We start from the raw sequence: 18,926 nt of genomic DNA, 5'->3' as shown, positions 1-18,926 counted from the left end.
TATTACCTTTTATCACCGAGAGTATAAGTTTCTGGAGTACAAATCAAAAAGCCACCAATAAAGGTGGCATTGATTGTTGAGGGAAAAATAATCGAAGAATCTTATTGAGTCAGAACTCGTAGTACTTTTTCTGCATGCTCTGCGACTTCAATGCCTTCATCGGTTAAGTAACCACCATCGGGCAGTGTGCAAAGTTGCTTCTCATAAAGACGTGTCACTGCTAACTGAGCCTCTTCTGATGCATCTTTATGAACTTTGATGCCCGTGGCTGCGCTACTTAAATCAAATTGCAGAAGAAGGTTCAACTCGGCGAGGTGTTCAGCTGAAAATTTCATAAATTATTCCTTTGTGCTTTTTTATCCAAGCTAGACTTAAAACAAGCGTTGGGCAACACGTAAGCGTGAGAAGTGTTAACTATATTCCTATCAGGCTGATATAGAGCGGGATTTTTATCCGAATGTCGGTATTATTGTTAAATATCAATGACAGCTTAATGGTTAGGTAGTAGAGAGGTTCTTGATTTTGGATCTCATTTGCAATACTTTGGGATCTCATTTTCAATACTTTTAGTGAACACGTTAAATACACCTTGAAAAACAATCAGAATGGAGCGATTATCCCGCCTCCCTAATTGTTTCTAAATGTAACGTAGCAATGGACTTTAATCAGTTTGACTCATTATTGCCACCTCAGGCTGCAGAGCGTGCTGCTCAAGCCGGTGTGGGTAAAGCAACAAAAGCACCAATAAAATCTTTCTTGTTGGCTATTTCTGCCGGCTTGCATATTGGTATTGCTTTTATTTTCTATACCACTGTAACGACAGGCGCTCAGGATCTTCCTTGGGGCTTGACTCATTTGATGGGCGGGCTTGCGTTCAGCTTAGGCTTAATTTTGGTCGTAGTCACAGGGGGCGAGCTTTTCACGAGTTCGGTATTGACTCTGGTTGCGCGAGCAAGCGGCAAAATCAGTTGGAAGGCACTGTTTAAAAACTGGCTCGTCGTGTATTTCGGCAACATGACTGGGGCGATTATGCTGGTAGGCTGTATGCTGGTAGCCAAGCAATATATGTTTGATGGTGGTCAAGTTGGTTTAAATGCGATGGCCATTTCCCAGCACAAAATGCACCATGGTTTTTTCCAGGCAGTTGCTTTGGGTCTAATGTGTAACGTTCTGGTGTGTATCGCTGTTTGGATGACGTTCAGTGGGCGAACATTGACGGATAAGATTATGGTGATGATTTTACCTGTTGCCATGTTTGTCTCTGCTGGTTTTGAGCACTGCGTTGCAAACATGTTCCAAGTGCCGATGGCAATTGGTATTAAATATTTTTGCGCCAGAATCATTTTGGCAGATGACAGGTGCAAATATTGCGGATTATGCTGACTTAAACATTATTGATTTCATAATGAATAATCTTATTCCTGTGACGATAGGTAATATTATTGGTGGCGGTGTTTTCGTTGGTATGTGGTATTGGATGATATTCTTACGCGACGAAAACAAGCATCTAAAATAATCGATAGTGGCGATTAAGATCATCGATAATCATAAAGGCGAGCAAATGCTCGCCTTTTTAGTATCGGTTGCTTGAATATATGAGTGCTGTTCCGTTTTTGGACTAGCGATTTTATGCCGGTTTTTGAGCACTTTAATATCTTATTTATCAGCCCAGTCTTTTGTTAACTCGTTATTATTTCCCTGTGTCACTATTTACATACAGCGCTAAATTAGCTCTTCATTGATTCCATAATCTTTTGGAATCCACTGTGACGTCATTTCTTGAGGTTCTTGTACGAGCCAATCTACTTGTTTTTCAGATAGAAATTCATCGCTACTACCAGTAATCATTAATACATCCATGACGAGCACTCCATTACTCCATTACGCAGATTACTTTAGAATTAGAATATGACAGGTTATTGATTAAAATATGACCATCTCATTTCAAGGCTAAGGTGACTCATTATCGCGATTGGGTTTATGGTTGCGTATCCACTTTGGCTGCTTATCCACATTTTCTGTGGATAACCTGTACCAAAGGCCGTGGGTATCTATAACAGCCTAAAAAGTTTATAAAATGATACAGTTACAGCTAGACACTGTGTGGTTACTTTTTCGAGTTTTTTCGGACAATTTTTATTTTAATACGGCCTTCCTTGGTTTGAACGCATTTCAATGTCATTTCTAACGTGATAACCACAGAAATGCTGAGCATGACGAAAATCGCCAACATGATCACCAATTGGTATTTAATGGCTACCATTGGACTGGCTCCGCCCAGAATTTGTCCTGTCATCATGCCAGGAAGTGTCACAAGGCCAGTGGTCGTCATCGAGGCAAGAGTAGGGGCTAGCGACTTTCTCAGCGCTTCTTGGACAAAAGGAAGTGCGGCATACTTCGGTGCCGCACCAAGTGAAATAGCGGCTTCATACTCAGATTTTCGTTCTTCGAATGCGGTAAATAGATTTTGCAACGCGATAATATTACTGCTCAAACTGTTTCCCAGTAACATACCAGCAAGTGGAATCATGTATTGGGCGTTGTAAAGAGGTGCCGGGCGGACCAACCCTACTATCATTGCGATAAGAAGTGGAAACAGCCCACAAATTAAACCACTTAAAAGAGGTAGCATTAATGGTTGACGGGGTAAATGAGCTTTACTGGCGATGGTGCTTGCACCAACGACGAGCATAATCGTTAACCAAAGTATGTTGATCAGTAAGCTATTGAGCTGAAAAAGGTATTCTAAGTATACGCCAATGAGTATCAACTGGATGACCATACGAATTACACTGACAGCGGTATCTCTAGCAATGCCCAACTTGTAGCGAATGTTCATTGCAAAAGGTATGACTAAAACTGAGCTGAACATCACGAGCTTAAACCAACTTATATCAACCACACTGTCCATCATTACTCCTTTTTATCTTTCCTGGGTTGGTACCCTGTACTTTGCTTTTTTTGCGTATCTTAACGTACATTTTGACATGACTTGCTAGAAAAATGGTCGTTATATTTATATACCCAAACGAAGTCGTGAGGCAGGATTCAGAGCGTCTTGCGCACATTGATTTGCTAATGTTCCTTTATCATTCTTGTTACATTTTTCGAAATCTAACCGTTGTTAAGCGGAATATTTCTGATATCGAATAGCAAGAAAATGTTATTTTTGTTTATTTGTTGTTGGTCATTTAACAAGTTTGTAATTCGATTATTTTTTCACATCTGTTCATGTTTTTTCATAAAAAAATGCAATTAAACACATCTCCGGATGAGCTCAAAAAAGTTCGAAATTACTGGGTTTAGCAGGGTTTATTTCATTGTATTGAACTCATAATGTCGCTTAACATTTTCCATTATAGATTGTAAAAAACGGAGCCTGAATAAACAGGCTGTGAAATAGCACTGGATACAAAATAGGTAAATGTATGAGTGATGTTAATAAAATAGAAGGGAATGAAAAACGCTCTTTAGAGTGGAAGTCATTTTTTTTCATTACGGTTGTTCTCTTTCCAATTTTAAGTGTCGGGTTTGTAGGCGGTTACGGATTCATCGTTTGGATGTTGCAAGTATTTTTCTTTGGACCTCCAGGCGCGCACGGCATGTAAGCCTGTGAGCTCATAACCACACTTTTGAAAAGATTTTAAGAGAGCAAATAATGAAATCATTAATCATTAAACTGTGGCGTACCATGACGCGCCCAGCTGTACATATCAGCCTAGGTGTGCTGACTATGGGCGGCTTCATTGCAGGTGTTATCTTTTGGGGTGGCTTTAACACCGCTCTAGAAGCAACCAACACAGAAGAATTCTGTATTAGTTGTCACACAATGCGTGACAACGTGTACGTTGAGCTGCAAGAAACGGTTCACTGGAAAAACCATTCAGGTGTTCGTGCTACTTGCCCTGACTGTCACGTTCCTCATAACTGGACAGACAAAATTGCTCGTAAAATGCAGGCGTCTAAAGAGGTATTTGCACAAGTATTTGGCAACTACGACGAACCGGGTGTGTTCGAAGAGCGTCGTATCGAACTTGCGAAACACGAATGGGATCGTTTCTCGGCAAACAAATCTTTAGAGTGTAAGAACTGTCACAATTATGAATCGATGGATTTCGAGCAAATGTCTCCAACCGCTCGTATCCAAATGAAGCAAGCAGCAGAGAAAGATCAAAGCTGTGTTGACTGTCATAAAGGTATCGCGCATAACCTGCCAGCAGGTATGGACAGCATCGGCGGTATCGTGGGTGACCTAGAAGGTATGACTTCAAATACAGATTACTCAGTAGGTCAGCAACTAGTGAGTGTTCGTCACCTACCTATTTACTTTGATGCACAAGGCACTAAAGAAGCCGGTCTTCTTAACCCAGCATCGACCGTTAAAGTTCTTGAAGACAAAGGCGAGTTTGTTGAAATCGAAATCGATGGCTGGCGTAAAGCGAAAGGCTTTGGTCGCGTAATTCAAGAAGACTTCGGTAAGAACATTGCGACTGCGTCTCTGATGAAAGAAGCAGCGACAGATAGCAACATTGTGACGACTGGTGAGAAAAAAGTGGATGAGCTAACAGGCCTTCCTTGGGAAAAAGTCGCGGCGAAAGTATGGATTAAGAAAGAGTCTATGCTGAACGACATCAATCCTGTTTGGGAAAAATCTCGTGAAGCGTACAAGACCAATTGTTCTGTATGTCACACTCAACCTGCGGAAGCGCACTTCGACGCGAACACCTGGCCAGGTATGTTCGACGGTATGTTGGCGTTCGTTAACCTAGATACAGACAGTGAAGCCCTGATCTTGAAGTATCTACAGAAACACTCTTCAGATTATGCTGAAGGTCACCACTAATAAGCGTCGGATTGGAGTAATTTAAATGGCTATTACACGAAGAAGTTTTCTTAAAGGTGTAGCAACCACAAGTGCAGCGTCAGTTATTGGTCCTAGCTTATTGGCGTCAGCCTCTGCCAATGCTGTTGAGACGACAGGTACTTGGAAAGTAACAGGTTCTCACTGGGGCGCGTTCCGCGCCCACATCTACGCGGGTAAAGTTCAAGAGATCAAACCGCTAGAGCTAGACAAAAACCCAACTGAAATGCTAAACGGCATCAAGGGCATTATTTACAGCCCTTCACGTGTGCGTTACCCAATGGTTCGTCTAGATTGGTTGAAGAAACACAAATATAGCGCGGATACTCGCGGTAACAACCGTTTCATCCGCGTGACTTGGGATGAAGCGCTAGATTTGTTCTACCGTGAACTAGAACGTATTCAAAAAGACTACGGTCCATGGGCGCTACACGCAGGTCAAACGGGTTGGAACCAAACAGGTTCATTCAACAACTGTACCGCGCACATGCAACGTGCAGTGGGTATGCATGGTAACTTCATCACTAAAGTAGGAGACTACTCGACGGGCGCTGGTCAAACTATCATGCCTTACGTTCTGGGGTCGACAGAGGTTTATGCTCAGGGTACGTCTTGGTCCGAAATCTTAGAAAACTCAGACAATATTGTTTTGTGGGCTAACGACCCAGTGAAAAACCTTCAAGTAGGTTGGAACTGTGAAACGCATGAGTCGTTCAAGTACCTAGCACAACTAAAAGAAAAAGTAGCGAAAGGTGAGATCAACGTTCTGTCCGTAGACCCAGTGAAGAACAAGACTCAGCGCTACTTAGAGAACGATCACTTGTACATCAACCCGCTGACAGACGTAGCGTTCATGCTTGCAGTGGCGCACGTGCTGTACAACGAAGACTTGTACGATAAGAAGTTCATTGATACTTACTGTCTAGGCTTTGAAGAGTTTATTCAATACGTTCAAGGTAAGACAAAAGACAAAGTAGAGAAAACACCAGAGTGGGCTGCGGCTATCTGTGGCGTGAAAGCGGACAAGATTCGCGAATTCGCGCGTATGCTAGTAAGTGGCCGTACACAGATCCTGATGGGTTGGTGTATCCAGCGTCAAGAGCACGGTGAGCAACCATACTGGGCGGCGGCTGTGGTTGCTGCAATGGTTGGTCAAATCGGTCTACCTGGCGGTGGCATCTCTTACGGTCACCACTACTCAAGTATCGGTGTGCCTTCTACTGGTTTCGCGGGCCCTGGTGGTTTCCCTCGTAACCTTGACCAAGGTATGAAGCCGAAGTGGGACAACAACGACTTTAACGGTTACAGCCGTACTATCCCAGTTGCACGTTGGATCGACTGTCTGCTAGAACCAGGCAAAGAGATCAACTACAACGGCGGTAAAGTGAAACTGCCAGATTTCAAAATGATGGTGATCTCGGGTTGTAACCCATGGCACCACCATCAAGATCGTAACCGCATGAAGAAAGCGTTCCGCAAACTTCAAACGGTTGTAACGATCGAGTTTGCTTGGACTGCAACATGTCGTTTCTCGGATATCGTTCTACCTGCGTGTACGCAATGGGAACGTAACGACATCGACGTATACGGTTCATACTCGAACAAAGGTCTGATTGCAATGCATCGTCTCGTCGATCCATTGTTCCAATCTAAGCCTGACTTCCAAATCATGAGTGAACTAACTCAGCGTTTTGGTCGCCGCGAAGAATACACTCGTGGTATGAGCGAGATGGAATGGATCGAAAGCCTTTACAACGATTGTAAGAAAGCGAACGAAGGTAAGTTTGAAATGCCAGAATTCAATGAGTTCTGGGAGAAGAGCGTACTAGACTTCGGTGAAGGTAAACCTTGGGTTCGTCATGCGGACTTCCGTAAAGACCCTGAGCTTAACCCACTAGGTACGCCGTCTGGTTTCATCGAGATCACGTCTCGTAAGATCGGCCGTTACGGCTACGAACACTGTCAAGAACACCCAATGTGGTTCGAAAAATCAGAGCGTTCACACGGTGGCCCTGGTTCAGATAAATACCCATTCTGGTTGCAGTCTTGTCACCCAGACAAGCGTCTGCACTCTCAAATGTGTGAATCTGAAGAGTTCCGTGCAACTTACGCGGTGCAAGGTCGTGAGCCTGTTTACATCAACCCAGCGGATGCGAAAGCGAAAGGCATCAAAGACGGTGACTTAGTGCGCGTATTCAACGGTCGTGGTCAGCTATTAGCTGGTGCTGTTCTTACTGACAGCTACCCACGTGGCGTTATTCGTATCGAAGAAGGTGCATGGTACGGTCCTCTAAACGAGAAAGAGGGCGCAATCTGTACTTACGGTGACCCTAACACGCTAACGCAAGACATTGGCTCTTCTGAACTTGCGCAGGCGACTTCTGCGAACACATGTATCGTAGACTTCGAGAAGTTCACCGGCAAAGTACCGCCAGTGACTTCATTCGGTGGTCCAATCGAAGTTGCTTAATTAATGCAATTCACATCAATCGAAATACCAGCCTTCGGGCTGGTATTTTTTTAACCAAAATTTCAGTGAGCGTTATCTCAATAATAAATTTGTGACGCTAAACGACAGTAGGATTCGTGACGTCGATAACGAATTGGGTGGGACAAGCAGGGGATAATGAACCAAGCTAAACAATAATAATTAAGTGAGTAGACTCTTTATGGCTCAGAGCATTCAATTGGCAAATCACATTGAGATCACTGTGAATAACAACGACTTCCAAGTTGAAGTTGAGGGTAATCAATTACATTTTTCTTTTGCTGGGCTTCACAATAAAACGTTTACCGACCGTGAAGTGTTGTTCGAGATGCCGTATTTGTACGAGCACGAGGCCAACGTGATTGGCGATGGCTTCCAAATGCTGGCGCAAACAGCGGGAACGGTTAGCCATCCCGTTGAGATTGGTCGCTGTCCAGACAACAACCCTTCTTATCGAATCTATCCCAAAGATGCCCCTAAGCGTTACTACAACTATTTAGTGGTGGAAGGCTCGGCTGGCTACACATTATTTGGCTTCATATCATGTCATCGCTTTGCTGGCTATTTTGATGTTGTACTGCGTGATGGACACTGGGTTTTATCTGCCGCGATTGATGGTGAGTTTACTCAAGTGGCGGATTGGGAAAGTAATCAACTTGAATCCGTGGCGGTACTCTGCGGCCAATCTCTGTCTGAGCTTTATCAAATCTATGGAGAGATGATTGCAGAGCATCATCCTGTTCGCCAAGGTGTGACACAAGATGCGCCTGTCGGTTGGTGTTCGTGGTATGCCTACTACGCAGACGTGACAGAGCAAAACATCATGCAGAACGTTGATTGCATGCAAGATAAGCTTGAAGACCTAGAGTGGGTACTTCTGGATGATGGCTATCAAGCCTTTATGGGCGATTGGTTAATCCCATCGGATAAGTTTTCTGGTGGTGTGAAAGAGCTCATTCATAGTATCCGTGCAAAAGGCAAAAAGCCGGCGATTTGGATGGCGCCCTTTATTGCTCAACCTGAGTCGGAGATCTTCAAACAACACCCAGAGTGGTTTGTTCGTCACAAAGATGGAAGCTTACTTAAAGCAGAAGATGTCACATACGGTGGTTGGCGCTGCACGCTTGGTACATACTCGATACCTCAAACCCAGAAGTACAAGACCATCTGACGAATGTAGTCTCTGTCATGAGACAAGAGTGGGGCGTTGAATTGTTCAAGCTAGACGCGAACTATTGGGGCACTTTGAAAGGTGTGCGTAAACAGTCTGGTATTACCGGCGTTGAGGCGTATCGCTTAGGAATGGAAGCGATTGCTAAAGGCGCTGGTGATGCGTGGCTTTTAGGTTGCAACGCGCCAATGTGGCCATCTCTAGGGCTTGTGGATGCAATGCGTGTTTCTGATGACGTAGAACGCCATAGTCGTCGTTTCGAGCAGATAGCCAAAGAAACCTTTTATCGTAGTTGGCAGCATCGAAAACTGTGGCAAATTGATCCGGATTGCGCGACATTCACGTCATTAGCTAATCAAGCCGCATCCAGAGAAGAGTATGAATTTCATCGCACGGTGTTATTGGCGTGTGGGGGTTTGCTGCTGTCTGGCGATCCGCTCCCTGAGATTACGCCATTTGCAAAGAAGACATTGGCTAAGCTCATGCTACGTCAACAACGTAACCAAGAGTCAGCAAAGTTCACGGCTTTGAGTTTAAATCATGCGTTTTTAAAACTAACGACGAAGAATGACCTTCATTGCTTGTTTAACTATGCCAGCTACGGGGCGATGGAATTTACGCTGACGTCTGATCAACCGATGGATTGGTATGATTACTGGACAGGAGAAAAGCTAAACCAAGAACCTTGTCAGTTATTAATGGTGAGCGTGGATAAAGGGTTAAATGCGAAAGCGATCGTCACGGCATAACGTGAAGCAAATCGTTCGATTATAAAAACAAGAATGAGAATTGCTCGTAATAACATTGTAAACTTTTCTGCGTGTCAAACACTCTCAAATCAGGTAAAGTATCGGCCTTTGTGAGCAAACACGCCCTAATTAACTGTATTAGGCAGCGTATAAAATTGACTTGGATAGGAAGAGACATGATTCTAGTTGTAGGTCATAAGAACCCAGACAGTGACAGTATTTGTAGTGCACTCGTTGCAACTGAACTTCTTAAAGCGCGTGGCGTTGAAGCGATGCCAATTCGTCAGGGCGAAATTAACCGTGAAACTCAGCACATCTTAGAAGTGGCGGGTGCAGAAGTGCCGGAATTACGCACCTCAGTCGCAGGTGAAACCGTTTGGTTGGTTGATTACTCAGATCTAGCGCAAGCACCTGATGACATCGCTGAAGCAGAAGTCGCGGGTATTGTTGACCACCACCGTTTAGGTGATGTGATGACAGTAAACCCAATGGAAGCATGGATTTGGCCAGTGGGTTGTACGAACACGGTTCTATTCAACATGTTCCAGATTGAAGGTCATGCGATCACTCCACAAATCGCTAAGCTAATGATGTCTGCAATTCTATCTGACACAGTAGGTTTTGCTTCTCCAACTTGTACACAAAAAGACAAAGATGCCGTAGCTGAGCTAGCGGTCATCGCAGACGTACAAGATGTTGACGCATTTACTAAAGATCTTCTGATTGCTAAGACAAACATCGAAGGTCTATCTGCGGCTGAGCTTGTTGAAAAAGACCTTAAAGGTTACCCATTCAACGGTCGTGACGTAGTAGTAGGTCAGGTTGAGCTTGCAACATTAGAGCAAGTTGATGGTATGATCGAAGCACTAGAAGCGGACCTAGAAGCGCGTTGTGCAAACGACTCATTAGCATTTGCGGCTGTAATGTTAACAGACATCACGACGGCACAAACTCGTCTGCTTTACAAAGGTGAGTGGGCAGAGAAGCTTGTTAAGCACGAGAAAGACGGCATGCTCATGATGGAAAACACGCTAAGCCGTAAGAAGCAAGGTTGGCCTTGGCTTCAAGCTGAATTAGCGTAATTTTACTATTGCCATATACTTTTAATGCCCGCTTAATTGCGGGCATTTTTCTATGCTTAGACAGGAGGCAAACATGTCCGAGGCACTAACCCAAGAGCAGATGGATACGATCAATCGTTACAATGAAGAACAACGATTAAAATACTGTATAAAAGAGATCGTGACGAATCGAAAAGTTTGGATCCTAAAAGATGAACATGGTTGCGTCATGTTGAATACTGAAGAAGACGATTGTGTTCCGGTGTGGCCAAATCAAGAATTTGCACAGCAATGGGCGACAGGTGAGTGGGAGCAGTGCGAGCCTGAAGCCATTTCTCTTAATAAGTGGCACAGTCGCTGGACTGCGGGGCTAGAAGATGACGAGCTATCGGTTGTGGTGTTCCCAAACCAGAACGAGGAAGGTGTTGTTCTATTTCCGGATGAGTTTGACTTTGAACTGCGCAAAAGTGCAGGGCGTAGGTAATACCAGTCGTAGTAAATAACGGGTCATTATAGCTGGTTAAAATGTTCGATAACTTTTTGATTTAAATTAATAAGCCTGCAATGCAATCTTGCAGGCTTTTTTGGTATCAGTGGTTTGGCGCTTTATAGAAGTGACTTTCAACTAAACGCTGAGTAATGATATGCTCTGGATTGGTCAATACTTTGTTAGTTTCGCCGGACTCAACCACTTCTCCCTCATGCATTACCATGACTTTATCAGTAATGTGCTTCACGACACCAATGTGCTGAGATACATAAACAAACGAAAGTCCCATCTCTTCCTGGAGTTCCAAGAAAAGGTTCAAGATCTGAGAACGCATTGCCATATCCAGTCCGCTTAGTGCTTCATCTGCCACAATGATAGAAGGCTGTAGGATAAGAGCACGCGCTAAGCAGACCCGCTGTTTCTGGCCAGTCGCAAGCATTTGCGGATAAAAATAGGCATGCTCAGGCAACAAACCAACGCGCAGTAAGGTGTTTTTTACGCGCTGTATACGAGCTTCAGGCGGCATATTGGTATTTCGTCTTAAAGGACCGTCCAAGATTCGGCCAATCTGAATGCGTGGGTTAAGAGAGGTGTTCGGATCTTGGAAAATCATACGAATCAGCTTACAGCGTGTTGCGTAGTCTTTGTGTTCTAGCGGTTCGCCATTGACACGAATTTCGCCTGAACTTGGTTTAACCACACCAGCAAGCATACGAGCTAGTGTCGATTTGCCAGACCCATTTTGACCAATAAAACCAATGGTTTGCCCTGGTTCCAAGGTAAAGCTTACGGGCTTGACTGCTTGGTTTACTTGACGTCTAAACAGTTTTGAGCGCGTGACGAACTGCTTTGACAAGTTATCAACTTCAAGTAACGCACTCATGACTTCTTCTCCATATTAAGTGGAAAGTGGCAGTTAAACTTATGGTTCTTAATTCGCCGTGTCGGCGGTATTTCTACACATTGTCTTTGCGCATACGGACATCTTGGTCCTAAACGACAGCCGATAGGCAAGTGTTGCAATGGAGGGATGGAGCCTGGCAAAGATGGCAGTTTCTGTTTGTGGGGCACCCAATCATTAAAATCTGGCATGGCTTTAAGCAGAGCGTCTGTATAAGGATGTTTCGGCGCATTAATGATCTTTTTCGTCATAGCTGACTCAACAGATTGACCGCAATACATTACCGTTATACGACCAGCCCACTGGGTAATAGTGGTTAAATCATGACCGATAAGCAAAATCGTGGTGTTATTGACTTGATTCATTCGGCTCAATAAGCGCAATATCTGCGACTGAGTGATAGGATCGAGATCATTTGTAGGCTCATCTGCAATCAACAGTTTTGGCTTGGTTGCAATGGCCATCGCGATCATGACTTTTTGACATTCACCGTCGGTCAGTTCGTAAGGGTAACTTCCCATCAAACGTTTATGGTCTTTAATGCCTACTTTATGAAGTAGGGCAATTGCTTGTTTTCGACGCCATTTAAAGCGTTGCCACCACTTGCCATCAAAAGAGCGTGATGGGATGGATTCAATAAGTTGTCTGCCCACTTCCTCTGAAGGATCTAAGCAGGTAGACGGCTCTTGGAAAATCATCGCAATATCACGCGCAATAACACGACGCCTTTCTTTTGGCGTTAATTGCAGCAAATCGATATTACCCAACCGCATCCTGTCGGCTGTAATTCGCCAGGTGTCTTTATTCACCCCGACAATGGCTTTAGCTACCAAACTTTTTCCAGAGCCAGACTCGCCTACCAAGCCACGAATTTCGCCTTCGTTTAAGGTTAGGCTCATTCGATCAACCGCTTTAACCATGCCTTGAGGCGTTTCTATTTCAATGGTCAAATGTCGAATATCAAGTAACGGCATTATTCAGTCCCCGCATTTAGCGCTCGCCGCACACCTTCACCTACTAAGTTTAGAGTCACAACGGTAAACATGATAGTTAAACCTGGTAAGGTCACTGTCCAAGGGGCAATGTAAATCAATTCGACCGAGTCCCCAAGGATTGCGCCCCATTCTGTACTCGGAGCTTGTGCGCCAAGCCCAAGGAAACCCAGTGCGGTAATATCTAAAACGGCAGTTGAGAGGGCGAGGGTAATCTCCGCCGCGATAACTGGCAGGATATTAGGCAGAATGGAATACCACAGTAAGTAGAAGTTCTTCGCACCATCTAAGCGGGCGGCAATAATATAGTCTTTTTCAACTTCGGCATGTACCGCGATATAGACCGAGCGGATAAAGCGTGGTATCAGGGCCAAACATATGGCAAGCATAATATTGAACCCACCAAAGCCAAGAAATGCCACGAAAATGATCGCCAACAAGAGCGACGGAATAGACATGACCGTATCCAGAAGGTGATTCAACGTACTGGATAGCAAACCTTTGGTCATCCCCGCTAGGATCCCAATGAGACAACCAACAAATGTCGCGATAAGCGTAATTATGATGGCGGAGCCAAAAGTCAGTTGTGACCCTATAATCAAGCGAGACAGAATATCGCGGCCGAGGTCGTCTGTACCTAAGAAATAATCCACGGTACCTGCTGGAGACCATGATGGTGGAACCAGCAATTCACCCGATTGCGCTTGTGGGTCGAAAGGGCTGATCCACGCGGCAAAGATGGTGATCAAAAGAATAAAGACAAGGCACCATAAGCCAAACATTGCCAACCCATTGGCACGGTAGCTTCGCCAAAAACGCTCAAATTGCGTTGGAATGTGCTCTTCCTGATAAACGTTATTTGTTAGCATACCATTCCTTTCTAACCAGAGGGTTAATCGTAGCGCCGATCAGATCCGATAAGATATTAGCCGTCAAAACCAGCGTCGCAATGACCATTACACCTGCCTGAATAGATGCATAATCCTGGCTTGCGAGTGCATCAAGCAACCAACGACCAATACCTGGCCAGTTGAAGATCGATTCTGTAATAATCGCCAAAGTGATCATCGTGGATAACTGCACGCCTACTTTTGGTACGATTGGTGGTATCGCGTTACGCAACACGTGTTGCGTGACGATTTCTCGTGTGGACAGGCCTTTGATTCTTGCCGCACGGATATAGTTTTGGCTCATCACGTCAGAAACGGAAGAACGCATTAAGCCAATAACTTGTGTGGTCGGTGCCAACGCCAACACCATACATGGCAGTACCATATGTTCAATGACACTCTGCAATGCATGAGCACGATATTCCCCCTTCGCCATGAATGCATCAATGGTAGCGAAACCTGTTATATGGTCGATTTCATACAATAAGTCATACCTTCCTGCTACTGGGAATAGGTGGTATTCGAGTGAAAATACCATAATTAAAAGCAGTGCGACCCAAAAAATAGGCGCAGAATAACCAGACATCGACAAAAACGAGATACCGGTATCGACCCATTTACCTTGTTTCATCCCCGCAATTGTACCAAGAGGAATCCCGATCAACAGCGAAACTAAAAAGGCGAAAAAACACAGTTCTAAGGTGGCTGGGAACACAATTTTTAGTTCGTTATAGATGGCGTTGCCATTTTTACTCACACCAAAATCGAGTTGTGACAGGTTAACTAAGTAACTTTGCCAACCAGACCAGAACCCGACGTTGGCCCAATGAGAATCAGGATCGAGTCGCAGCAATGAAAAGCCGACGATGGTAAGAATCATCAAGGTTATGATAAACAGATTGAATCTACGAATGGTATACCAAAACATCAGTTAACCCTCTCAACGTTATCGAATGGCTGGGCATTAAATGGGCTCAACTTGAAGCCAGTCAACGATTTATTATGAACTCGGAACTGCACACCGTGAGCAAGAGGGATAACGGGGTACTCCTCGTTTAATATGTTCTGTACTTGGCGATAAAGGTTCAAACGGTAGCGAATTTCCTGTGTCTCTAAGGCGAGATCCAATAAAAAGTCGAAGTCATCGTTACACCACATCGCCACATTTAAGCCGACACGGTCGGATTCGCACGACAACAGTGGACGGAAAAAGTTATCAGGATCCCCTGTATCTCCGATCCAGCCCGTCAGTAAGAGATCTACGTTGTTAATGCTGTCTAAATCCACCCGTTCGAATCGGTCGTCAGTTAATATGGTTAAGTCTATACCGATATCAGCGAAGTTAGCTTGGATAAGCTCCGCGGTTTTACGAGGGCTTGGATTAAACGCACGAGGTTCAAGAGGTACCCACATCGATAATTTTAAACCATCTCCAAAGCCTGCTTCGCGCAACAAAGCGAGTGCATAGTTGCGATCGTAACGGATTTTAATGCTGTCTTTTTGGTGTGCCCAAGAGGTAGGTGGAAGCAGGGTATAAGCTTGTGACCCCGTACCGTAGTACACCGACTCTAAGATATTTTGACGATTAATAGCAAGGTTAAGCGCTTGGCGTACACGTGGATCACTCAGTGCCGGGTTACCAGTATTAATTGCAATGAATGAAACGTTATTTGCAGGCGTTGCTGTCAGTTCAAGGTTTGACTGATCTTGAATGACGGGAACTTGGCTCGAAATAGGTGACGACAGAACATCACATTCATTCCTAAGCAGTTTTGCCAACGTGCCAGTTCCCCGGTGTGATATATCAAACACCACTTGTTCCATTTTAGCTGGGGTCTTCCAGTAATCAGGGTGACGTTCCAAACGGATTAAATCATTGATTTGATATTCTTTTAGTTGAAATGGGCCTGTGCTACGGGAAGTTGGTCAATCTGCTCTTTATGGTCTTTTGCCGCGAGTTGTTGCGCGTATTCTGCAGATAACAAAACCGCATGACTGGTTGCGATATTAGACAGGAAGGCAAAATTTGGTTTAGACAGGGTAAACACAACAGTATGGTCGTCTACAGCAACAACATCTTTGAGTAGGCTTTCAAAATCAAGCCCTGCAAACCAGGGATACAAACCACCGCCAACTTGGTGAAAAGGGTGCTCAGGATCAACAATCCGCTTAAAGCTGAATACCACGTCCTCTGCCGTTAGCGGTCTTGTTGGGGTAAACCACTTTGTGGTTTGAAACTCAACACCACGTTTCAGATGGAATGTATACGCAGTACCAGCGTCATTGACAGACCAATCTTCCGCAATACTGGCAACAGGTTTATGTGTTTCTGGATCGAGCGTAAGCAGCGTGTCATAAATTTGAGGACTGAGCGCTTCTGCAGTAATACCACTGTCAATCAGCTGTGGGTTAAAAGTTGTTGGCTTACCTTGTCCGCAAAACACAAAACCTGTTTTTCGAATAGCAGTGTGGTCAATTGGGTCGCCACATGCGGTTAGCAAGCTAATACCAATAAGGCCCAGCGATAATCTTATAAAAGCATTCATAATATGAAATGTTCATTGAGTTTTAGCTTGCGCCGTCATTAATTAAAATGCTGATTACAAGCGAATGTGATCCAGCTAATTTAACACTTTTGTGTACTCGGTCCAAACACAAAATCTTAGATACATAGGGTACTTAGAATTGAGACAGTTAGCTTTGTCCGACCAAACCATACTTTCTCACCATTCCTCGTAATTGATGGTAACTCAGCCCCAGTAAGTCAGCTGCTTGGCGTTGATTAAACTTCGCTTCTTCTAATGCTTGATTGAGCAGGTTGATGTCTTGTTCCTCTTGCCACTGTTTGTAATCCAATGGAAGTGAGATCTGAGTGCTGGCACCCTGAGCAGACTCATCCTGTTTTAGGAGGTGGTCACTTGGCTTAGCCCAACCCGTTTCAAAAGGATTAAAAACAAGTGCCTCAATCGGATTGGCATTGGAGCCATGCTGGTATATTGCTCGTTCTATGACGTTTTTCAGTTCGCGTACATTTCCGGGCCAAGCATACTCTAATAGCGATTGTTGAGCGTCCGCGGAAAAACCAACGAAGTATTCCAATTGCAGCTCTCGGCACATTTTGATGGCGTAATGTTCAGCTAAAGAGAGGATGTCTTCTTGTCGTTCACGAAGCGGGGGGAGCATGATGACATCAAAAGCAAGCCGATCCAGTAAGTCTGCTCTAAACTCACCTTGTTCAGCGAGGTGAGGCAAATCGGCATTGGTTGCACAAACCAAACGGACATCCGCATTCAGCGCCGTGTGTCCGCCAACACGTTCGTACTCGCCATATTCAATAACGCGTAGAAGTTTTTCTTGGACGAGAAGTGGCGCAGTAGCCAGTTCATCGAGAAACAGGGTTCCTCCTTCCGCTCGCTCGAATCGACCTTTGTGTTGACCTCTGGAGCCTGTAAATGCGCCTGACTCGTGACCAAAAAGCTCGGAGTCGATCAATCCTTCACTTAATGTCGCACAGTTTAAGGACAAAAGTGGCTTATCCCAACGTTTTGATAAATAGTGTAATCGTTGTGCAATAAGTTCTTTACCAGTACCACGCTCTCCAATGATCAGCACAGGACGTTCAATCGGAGCGAGCTGTGATACTTTATCCAGTACTGCGAGAAAAGCGGGAGATTCACCAATTAGGTTTTGCTTCATAGGATCCTTCTTACCTGAGCTGCTTTGCCATCATTTTTGAGCACTATTGGTAAATTTCACCAACAGTTGGTAAAAAACATCATAGCATAAAGGTGCATAACAGCAATGAAATACATAAACTATTGAATTTATTGGATATTAAAAGTTGGCACACTATTTGTTTACTCATGTAGGGAGAGACAAGGAAAATCACTACCTTGTCGGATTTTATAGAAGAAAAGAGGAGTTCCGTCATGGGTATTTTTTCTCGTTTTGCAGATATCGTTAACTCAAACATCAGCGCATTGTTGGACAAGGCGGAAGATCCTGAAAAAATGATCCGTCTAATCATTCAAGAGATGGAAGACACGCTTGTCGAAGTACGTACCAACTCAGCGAAGGCGATTGCAGATAAAAAAGAGCTATCACGTAAAGTAGAAGCGTTAGAAGATCAGATTAACGAATGGGGTAACAAAGCCAGCCTTGCATTGGTGAAAGAGCGCGAAGACCTAGCCCGCGCCGCGTTAATCGAGAAGCAAAAGCTGGAGCAGGTCATTAAAGGTTTGCACACCGAACAAACGTTAGTTGAAGAAACCATTAATAAACTGACTGGCGAAATCGGTAAGCTGGAAAACAAAATTGCAGAAACTCGTGCTAAACAGCAAGCGCTAGCCATTCGTAATCAAACCGCCTCAAATCGTCGTGATGTGCAAAAACATCTTCATACCAGTCGCACTAACGAAGCGATGGCGAAGTTCGAACAGTACTCACGCAAAGTAGATGAATTGGAAGCGGAAGCTGATCTATATTCGAGCACTGGCCAATCTAAGTCATTAGAACAGGAGTTTGCAGAGCTTCAAGCGCAAGATGACATTGAAAAAGAGTTGGCAAAACTGAAAGAACAGATGTCATCTCAAGATAAATAATAAAGGAGCCATTTATGTCGACATTTTTTTTCGTAGGACCATTGATTGTCTTTCTAATCTTTGTCGCTCCACTATGGCTCTTTCTCCACTATCGCAGCAAGCGCAAAACGGATAGTGCTCTGTCGAGCCAAGACTTAGAACGACTTCAGGTGCTATCTGAAAAAGCCGAAGCGATGCAGTCTCGTGTAGATACGTTAGAGCGTATCTTAGATGCGGAGTCACCAACATGGAGACGCAAGTATGAATAATAGAGAGCTGTTTCGAGACCCAATAAACGGTAAGCTTGCTGGCATCTGCGCTGGCTTTGCCAACTACTTCGGCGTAGAAGTGTGGTTAATTCGGATCATAGTGATCTCGGCTGCATTACTCGGAGGGACTTTTTTGGTCCTGCTCGCTTATGTCGCGTTGGCTTTTATGTTGGAAAAACCACCAGTGACGTATTCCGAAAACATTGAAGCCCAGCACGCACACACGTTAAAAAGTAAGCCGTGGCAGAAAGGTCAAAGCCCCGAACAACTTTTGAGTGTGCTTGAACGTGACTTCGATCGCATTGATGGTCGAATTCGTAATATCGAAGCGTATGTCACCTCAGATACGTTTAGCGTGAACCGAGAGTTTAGTAAGTTGTAGGCGGGATATGATTCATTCAACCTAATGATCGTAGTTTATTGCAAAGCAGGTGTTGAACCTGCTTTTTTATTGCGATCTTGACGTCATTTTTT

The 18,926-nt window shown here is 44.4% G+C and carries 16 protein-coding genes and 3 pseudogenes; 10 read left to right on the top strand and 9 right to left on the bottom strand.

The window, feature by feature from the left end; all coding sequences use genetic code 11:
• Window positions 1–101 precede the first annotated feature (101 nt).
• A complete protein-coding gene (locus SU60_RS17070; protein ID WP_041156586.1) occupies window positions 102–335 on the bottom strand; it encodes a TIGR02647 family protein in 234 nt (77 codons plus the stop codon).
• Window positions 336–654: 319 nt separating this feature from the next.
• Here SU60_RS17070 and focA point away from each other — a divergent pair.
• Window positions 655–1,516, top strand: a pseudogene (focA, locus tag SU60_RS17065) (formate transporter FocA).
• A gap of 206 nt (window positions 1,517–1,722) precedes the next feature.
• Here the strand turns inward: focA and SU60_RS22030 are convergent.
• Window positions 1,723–1,860 carry a hypothetical protein gene (locus tag SU60_RS22030; RefSeq protein ID WP_164833053.1) on the bottom strand — a complete coding sequence of 46 codons (138 nt, stop codon included), beginning with the start codon at window positions 1,858–1,860 and terminating at the stop codon, window positions 1,723–1,725.
• 247 nt (window positions 1,861–2,107) lie between these two features.
• Window positions 2,108–2,911, bottom strand: a complete 804-nt coding sequence (locus SU60_RS17060) for an ABC transporter permease (RefSeq protein WP_041156585.1) — start codon at window positions 2,909–2,911, stop codon at window positions 2,108–2,110.
• 517 nt (window positions 2,912–3,428) lie between these two features.
• Between SU60_RS17060 and torE the strand changes: the two genes are divergently transcribed.
• The 6 genes and pseudogenes from torE to SU60_RS17030 all read left to right on the top strand — a co-directional run bounded on the left by torE (window position 3,429) and on the right by SU60_RS17030 (window position 10,814).
• Window positions 3,429–3,608 carry a trimethylamine N-oxide reductase system protein TorE gene (gene torE, locus SU60_RS17055; protein ID WP_041156584.1) on the top strand — a complete coding sequence of 60 codons (180 nt, stop codon included), beginning with the start codon at window positions 3,429–3,431 and terminating at the stop codon, window positions 3,606–3,608.
• 50 nt (window positions 3,609–3,658) lie between these two features.
• The gene (gene torC, locus SU60_RS17050; RefSeq protein WP_006742852.1) at window positions 3,659–4,843 is read left to right on the top strand and encodes a pentaheme c-type cytochrome TorC; all 1,185 of its coding nucleotides are present in this window, start codon (window positions 3,659–3,661) and stop codon (window positions 4,841–4,843) included.
• Between the two features lie 25 nt (window positions 4,844–4,868).
• Complete coding sequence (gene torA, locus SU60_RS17045) at window positions 4,869–7,331, top strand: trimethylamine-N-oxide reductase TorA (protein ID WP_041156583.1); 2,463 nt, start codon at window positions 4,869–4,871, stop codon at window positions 7,329–7,331.
• A 199-nt stretch (window positions 7,332–7,530) separates the two neighbouring features.
• Window positions 7,531–9,269: pseudogene (locus SU60_RS17040) on the top strand (glycoside hydrolase family 36 protein).
• A 176-nt stretch (window positions 9,270–9,445) separates the two neighbouring features.
• Window positions 9,446–10,351 carry a manganese-dependent inorganic pyrophosphatase gene (locus SU60_RS17035; protein ID WP_041156582.1) on the top strand — a complete coding sequence of 302 codons (906 nt, stop codon included), beginning with the start codon at window positions 9,446–9,448 and terminating at the stop codon, window positions 10,349–10,351.
• Between the two features lie 73 nt (window positions 10,352–10,424).
• Window positions 10,425–10,814, top strand: coding sequence for a DUF2750 domain-containing protein (locus tag SU60_RS17030; RefSeq protein WP_041156581.1), 390 nt, complete (start codon window positions 10,425–10,427; stop codon window positions 10,812–10,814).
• 106 nt (window positions 10,815–10,920) lie between these two features.
• Here SU60_RS17030 and SU60_RS17025 read toward each other — a convergent pair whose 3' ends face one another.
• From SU60_RS17025 to pspF, 6 genes and pseudogenes are all read right to left on the bottom strand, one after another.
• On the bottom strand, window positions 10,921–11,703 hold the full coding sequence (locus SU60_RS17025) for a peptide ABC transporter ATP-binding protein (protein WP_041156580.1): 783 nt from the start codon (window positions 11,701–11,703) through the stop codon (window positions 10,921–10,923).
• Window positions 11,700–12,695, bottom strand: a complete 996-nt coding sequence (locus SU60_RS17020) for a peptide ABC transporter ATP-binding protein (RefSeq protein ID WP_041156579.1) — start codon at window positions 12,693–12,695, stop codon at window positions 11,700–11,702. Before SU60_RS17020 ends, SU60_RS17025 begins: the two co-directional genes overlap by 4 nt.
• Window positions 12,695–13,582, bottom strand: a complete 888-nt coding sequence (sapC, locus tag SU60_RS17015) for a putrescine export ABC transporter permease SapC (protein WP_041156578.1) — start codon at window positions 13,580–13,582, stop codon at window positions 12,695–12,697. The genes SU60_RS17020 and sapC overlap by 1 nt, the downstream gene beginning before the upstream one ends.
• Window positions 13,569–14,531 carry an ABC transporter permease gene (locus SU60_RS17010; RefSeq protein WP_041156577.1) on the bottom strand — a complete coding sequence of 321 codons (963 nt, stop codon included), beginning with the start codon at window positions 14,529–14,531 and terminating at the stop codon, window positions 13,569–13,571. Before SU60_RS17010 ends, sapC begins: the two co-directional genes overlap by 14 nt.
• Window positions 14,531–16,149, bottom strand: a pseudogene (gene sapA / locus SU60_RS17005) (ABC transporter substrate-binding protein SapA). The gene SU60_RS17010 and the pseudogene sapA overlap by 1 nt, the downstream one beginning before the upstream one ends.
• Window positions 16,150–16,297: 148 nt before the next feature.
• Window positions 16,298–17,299, bottom strand: coding sequence for a phage shock protein operon transcriptional activator (pspF, locus tag SU60_RS17000; protein ID WP_041156576.1), 1,002 nt, complete (start codon window positions 17,297–17,299; stop codon window positions 16,298–16,300).
• A 233-nt stretch (window positions 17,300–17,532) separates the two neighbouring features.
• Here pspF and pspA point away from each other — a divergent pair, with 233 nt between their 5' ends.
• The 3 genes from pspA to pspC are packed head-to-tail and all read left to right on the top strand — an operon-like array spanning window position 17,533 to window position 18,834.
• Window positions 17,533–18,204, top strand: a complete 672-nt coding sequence (pspA, locus tag SU60_RS16995) for a phage shock protein PspA (protein ID WP_041156575.1) — start codon at window positions 17,533–17,535, stop codon at window positions 18,202–18,204.
• Between the two features lie 14 nt (window positions 18,205–18,218).
• Window positions 18,219–18,452 carry an envelope stress response membrane protein PspB gene (gene pspB / locus SU60_RS16990; protein ID WP_041156574.1) on the top strand — a complete coding sequence of 78 codons (234 nt, stop codon included), beginning with the start codon at window positions 18,219–18,221 and terminating at the stop codon, window positions 18,450–18,452.
• Window positions 18,445–18,834 carry an envelope stress response membrane protein PspC gene (pspC, locus tag SU60_RS16985; RefSeq protein WP_041156573.1) on the top strand — a complete coding sequence of 130 codons (390 nt, stop codon included), beginning with the start codon at window positions 18,445–18,447 and terminating at the stop codon, window positions 18,832–18,834. The genes pspB and pspC overlap by 8 nt, the downstream gene beginning before the upstream one ends.
• The last annotated feature ends 92 nt before the right edge of the window (window positions 18,835–18,926 follow it).

Origin of the sequence: Vibrio mytili (genome assembly GCF_000830505.1) — a bacterium.
Taxonomy (GTDB): domain Bacteria; phylum Pseudomonadota; class Gammaproteobacteria; order Enterobacterales; family Vibrionaceae; genus Vibrio; species Vibrio mytili.
Note: the sequence above shows the minus strand (reverse complement) of the source record. Positions and strands in the feature narration are given on the sequence as shown.

Excerpts from the sequence above, each read along its gene's own strand:
- SU60_RS17020 (WP_041156579.1), bottom strand. The coding sequence starts at position 12,695 with ATGCCGTTACTTGATATTCGACATTTGACCATTGAAATAGAAACGCCT.
- SU60_RS17025 (WP_041156580.1), bottom strand. The coding sequence starts at position 11,703 with ATGAGTGCGTTACTTGAAGTTGATAACTTGTCAAAGCAGTTCGTCACG.
- SU60_RS17070 (WP_041156586.1), bottom strand. The coding sequence starts at position 335 with ATGAAATTTTCAGCTGAACACCTCGCCGAGTTGAACCTTCTTCTGCAA.
- pspC (WP_041156573.1), top strand. The coding sequence starts at position 18,445 with ATGAATAATAGAGAGCTGTTTCGAGACCCAATAAACGGTAAGCTTGCT.
- pspB (WP_041156574.1), top strand. The coding sequence starts at position 18,219 with ATGTCGACATTTTTTTTCGTAGGACCATTGATTGTCTTTCTAATCTTT.
- torC (WP_006742852.1), top strand. The coding sequence starts at position 3,659 with ATGAAATCATTAATCATTAAACTGTGGCGTACCATGACGCGCCCAGCT.
- sapC (WP_041156578.1), bottom strand. The coding sequence starts at position 13,582 with ATGCTAACAAATAACGTTTATCAGGAAGAGCACATTCCAACGCAATTT.
- torE (WP_041156584.1), top strand. The coding sequence starts at position 3,429 with ATGAGTGATGTTAATAAAATAGAAGGGAATGAAAAACGCTCTTTAGAG.
- SU60_RS17035 (WP_041156582.1), top strand. The coding sequence starts at position 9,446 with ATGATTCTAGTTGTAGGTCATAAGAACCCAGACAGTGACAGTATTTGT.
- pspA (WP_041156575.1), top strand. The coding sequence starts at position 17,533 with ATGGGTATTTTTTCTCGTTTTGCAGATATCGTTAACTCAAACATCAGC.
- SU60_RS17060 (WP_041156585.1), bottom strand. The coding sequence starts at position 2,911 with ATGGACAGTGTGGTTGATATAAGTTGGTTTAAGCTCGTGATGTTCAGC.
- SU60_RS22030 (WP_164833053.1), bottom strand. The coding sequence starts at position 1,860 with ATGGATGTATTAATGATTACTGGTAGTAGCGATGAATTTCTATCTGAA.
- SU60_RS17010 (WP_041156577.1), bottom strand. The coding sequence starts at position 14,531 with ATGTTTTGGTATACCATTCGTAGATTCAATCTGTTTATCATAACCTTG.
- pspF (WP_041156576.1), bottom strand. The coding sequence starts at position 17,299 with ATGAAGCAAAACCTAATTGGTGAATCTCCCGCTTTTCTCGCAGTACTG.
- SU60_RS17030 (WP_041156581.1), top strand. The coding sequence starts at position 10,425 with ATGTCCGAGGCACTAACCCAAGAGCAGATGGATACGATCAATCGTTAC.
- torA (WP_041156583.1), top strand. The coding sequence starts at position 4,869 with ATGGCTATTACACGAAGAAGTTTTCTTAAAGGTGTAGCAACCACAAGT.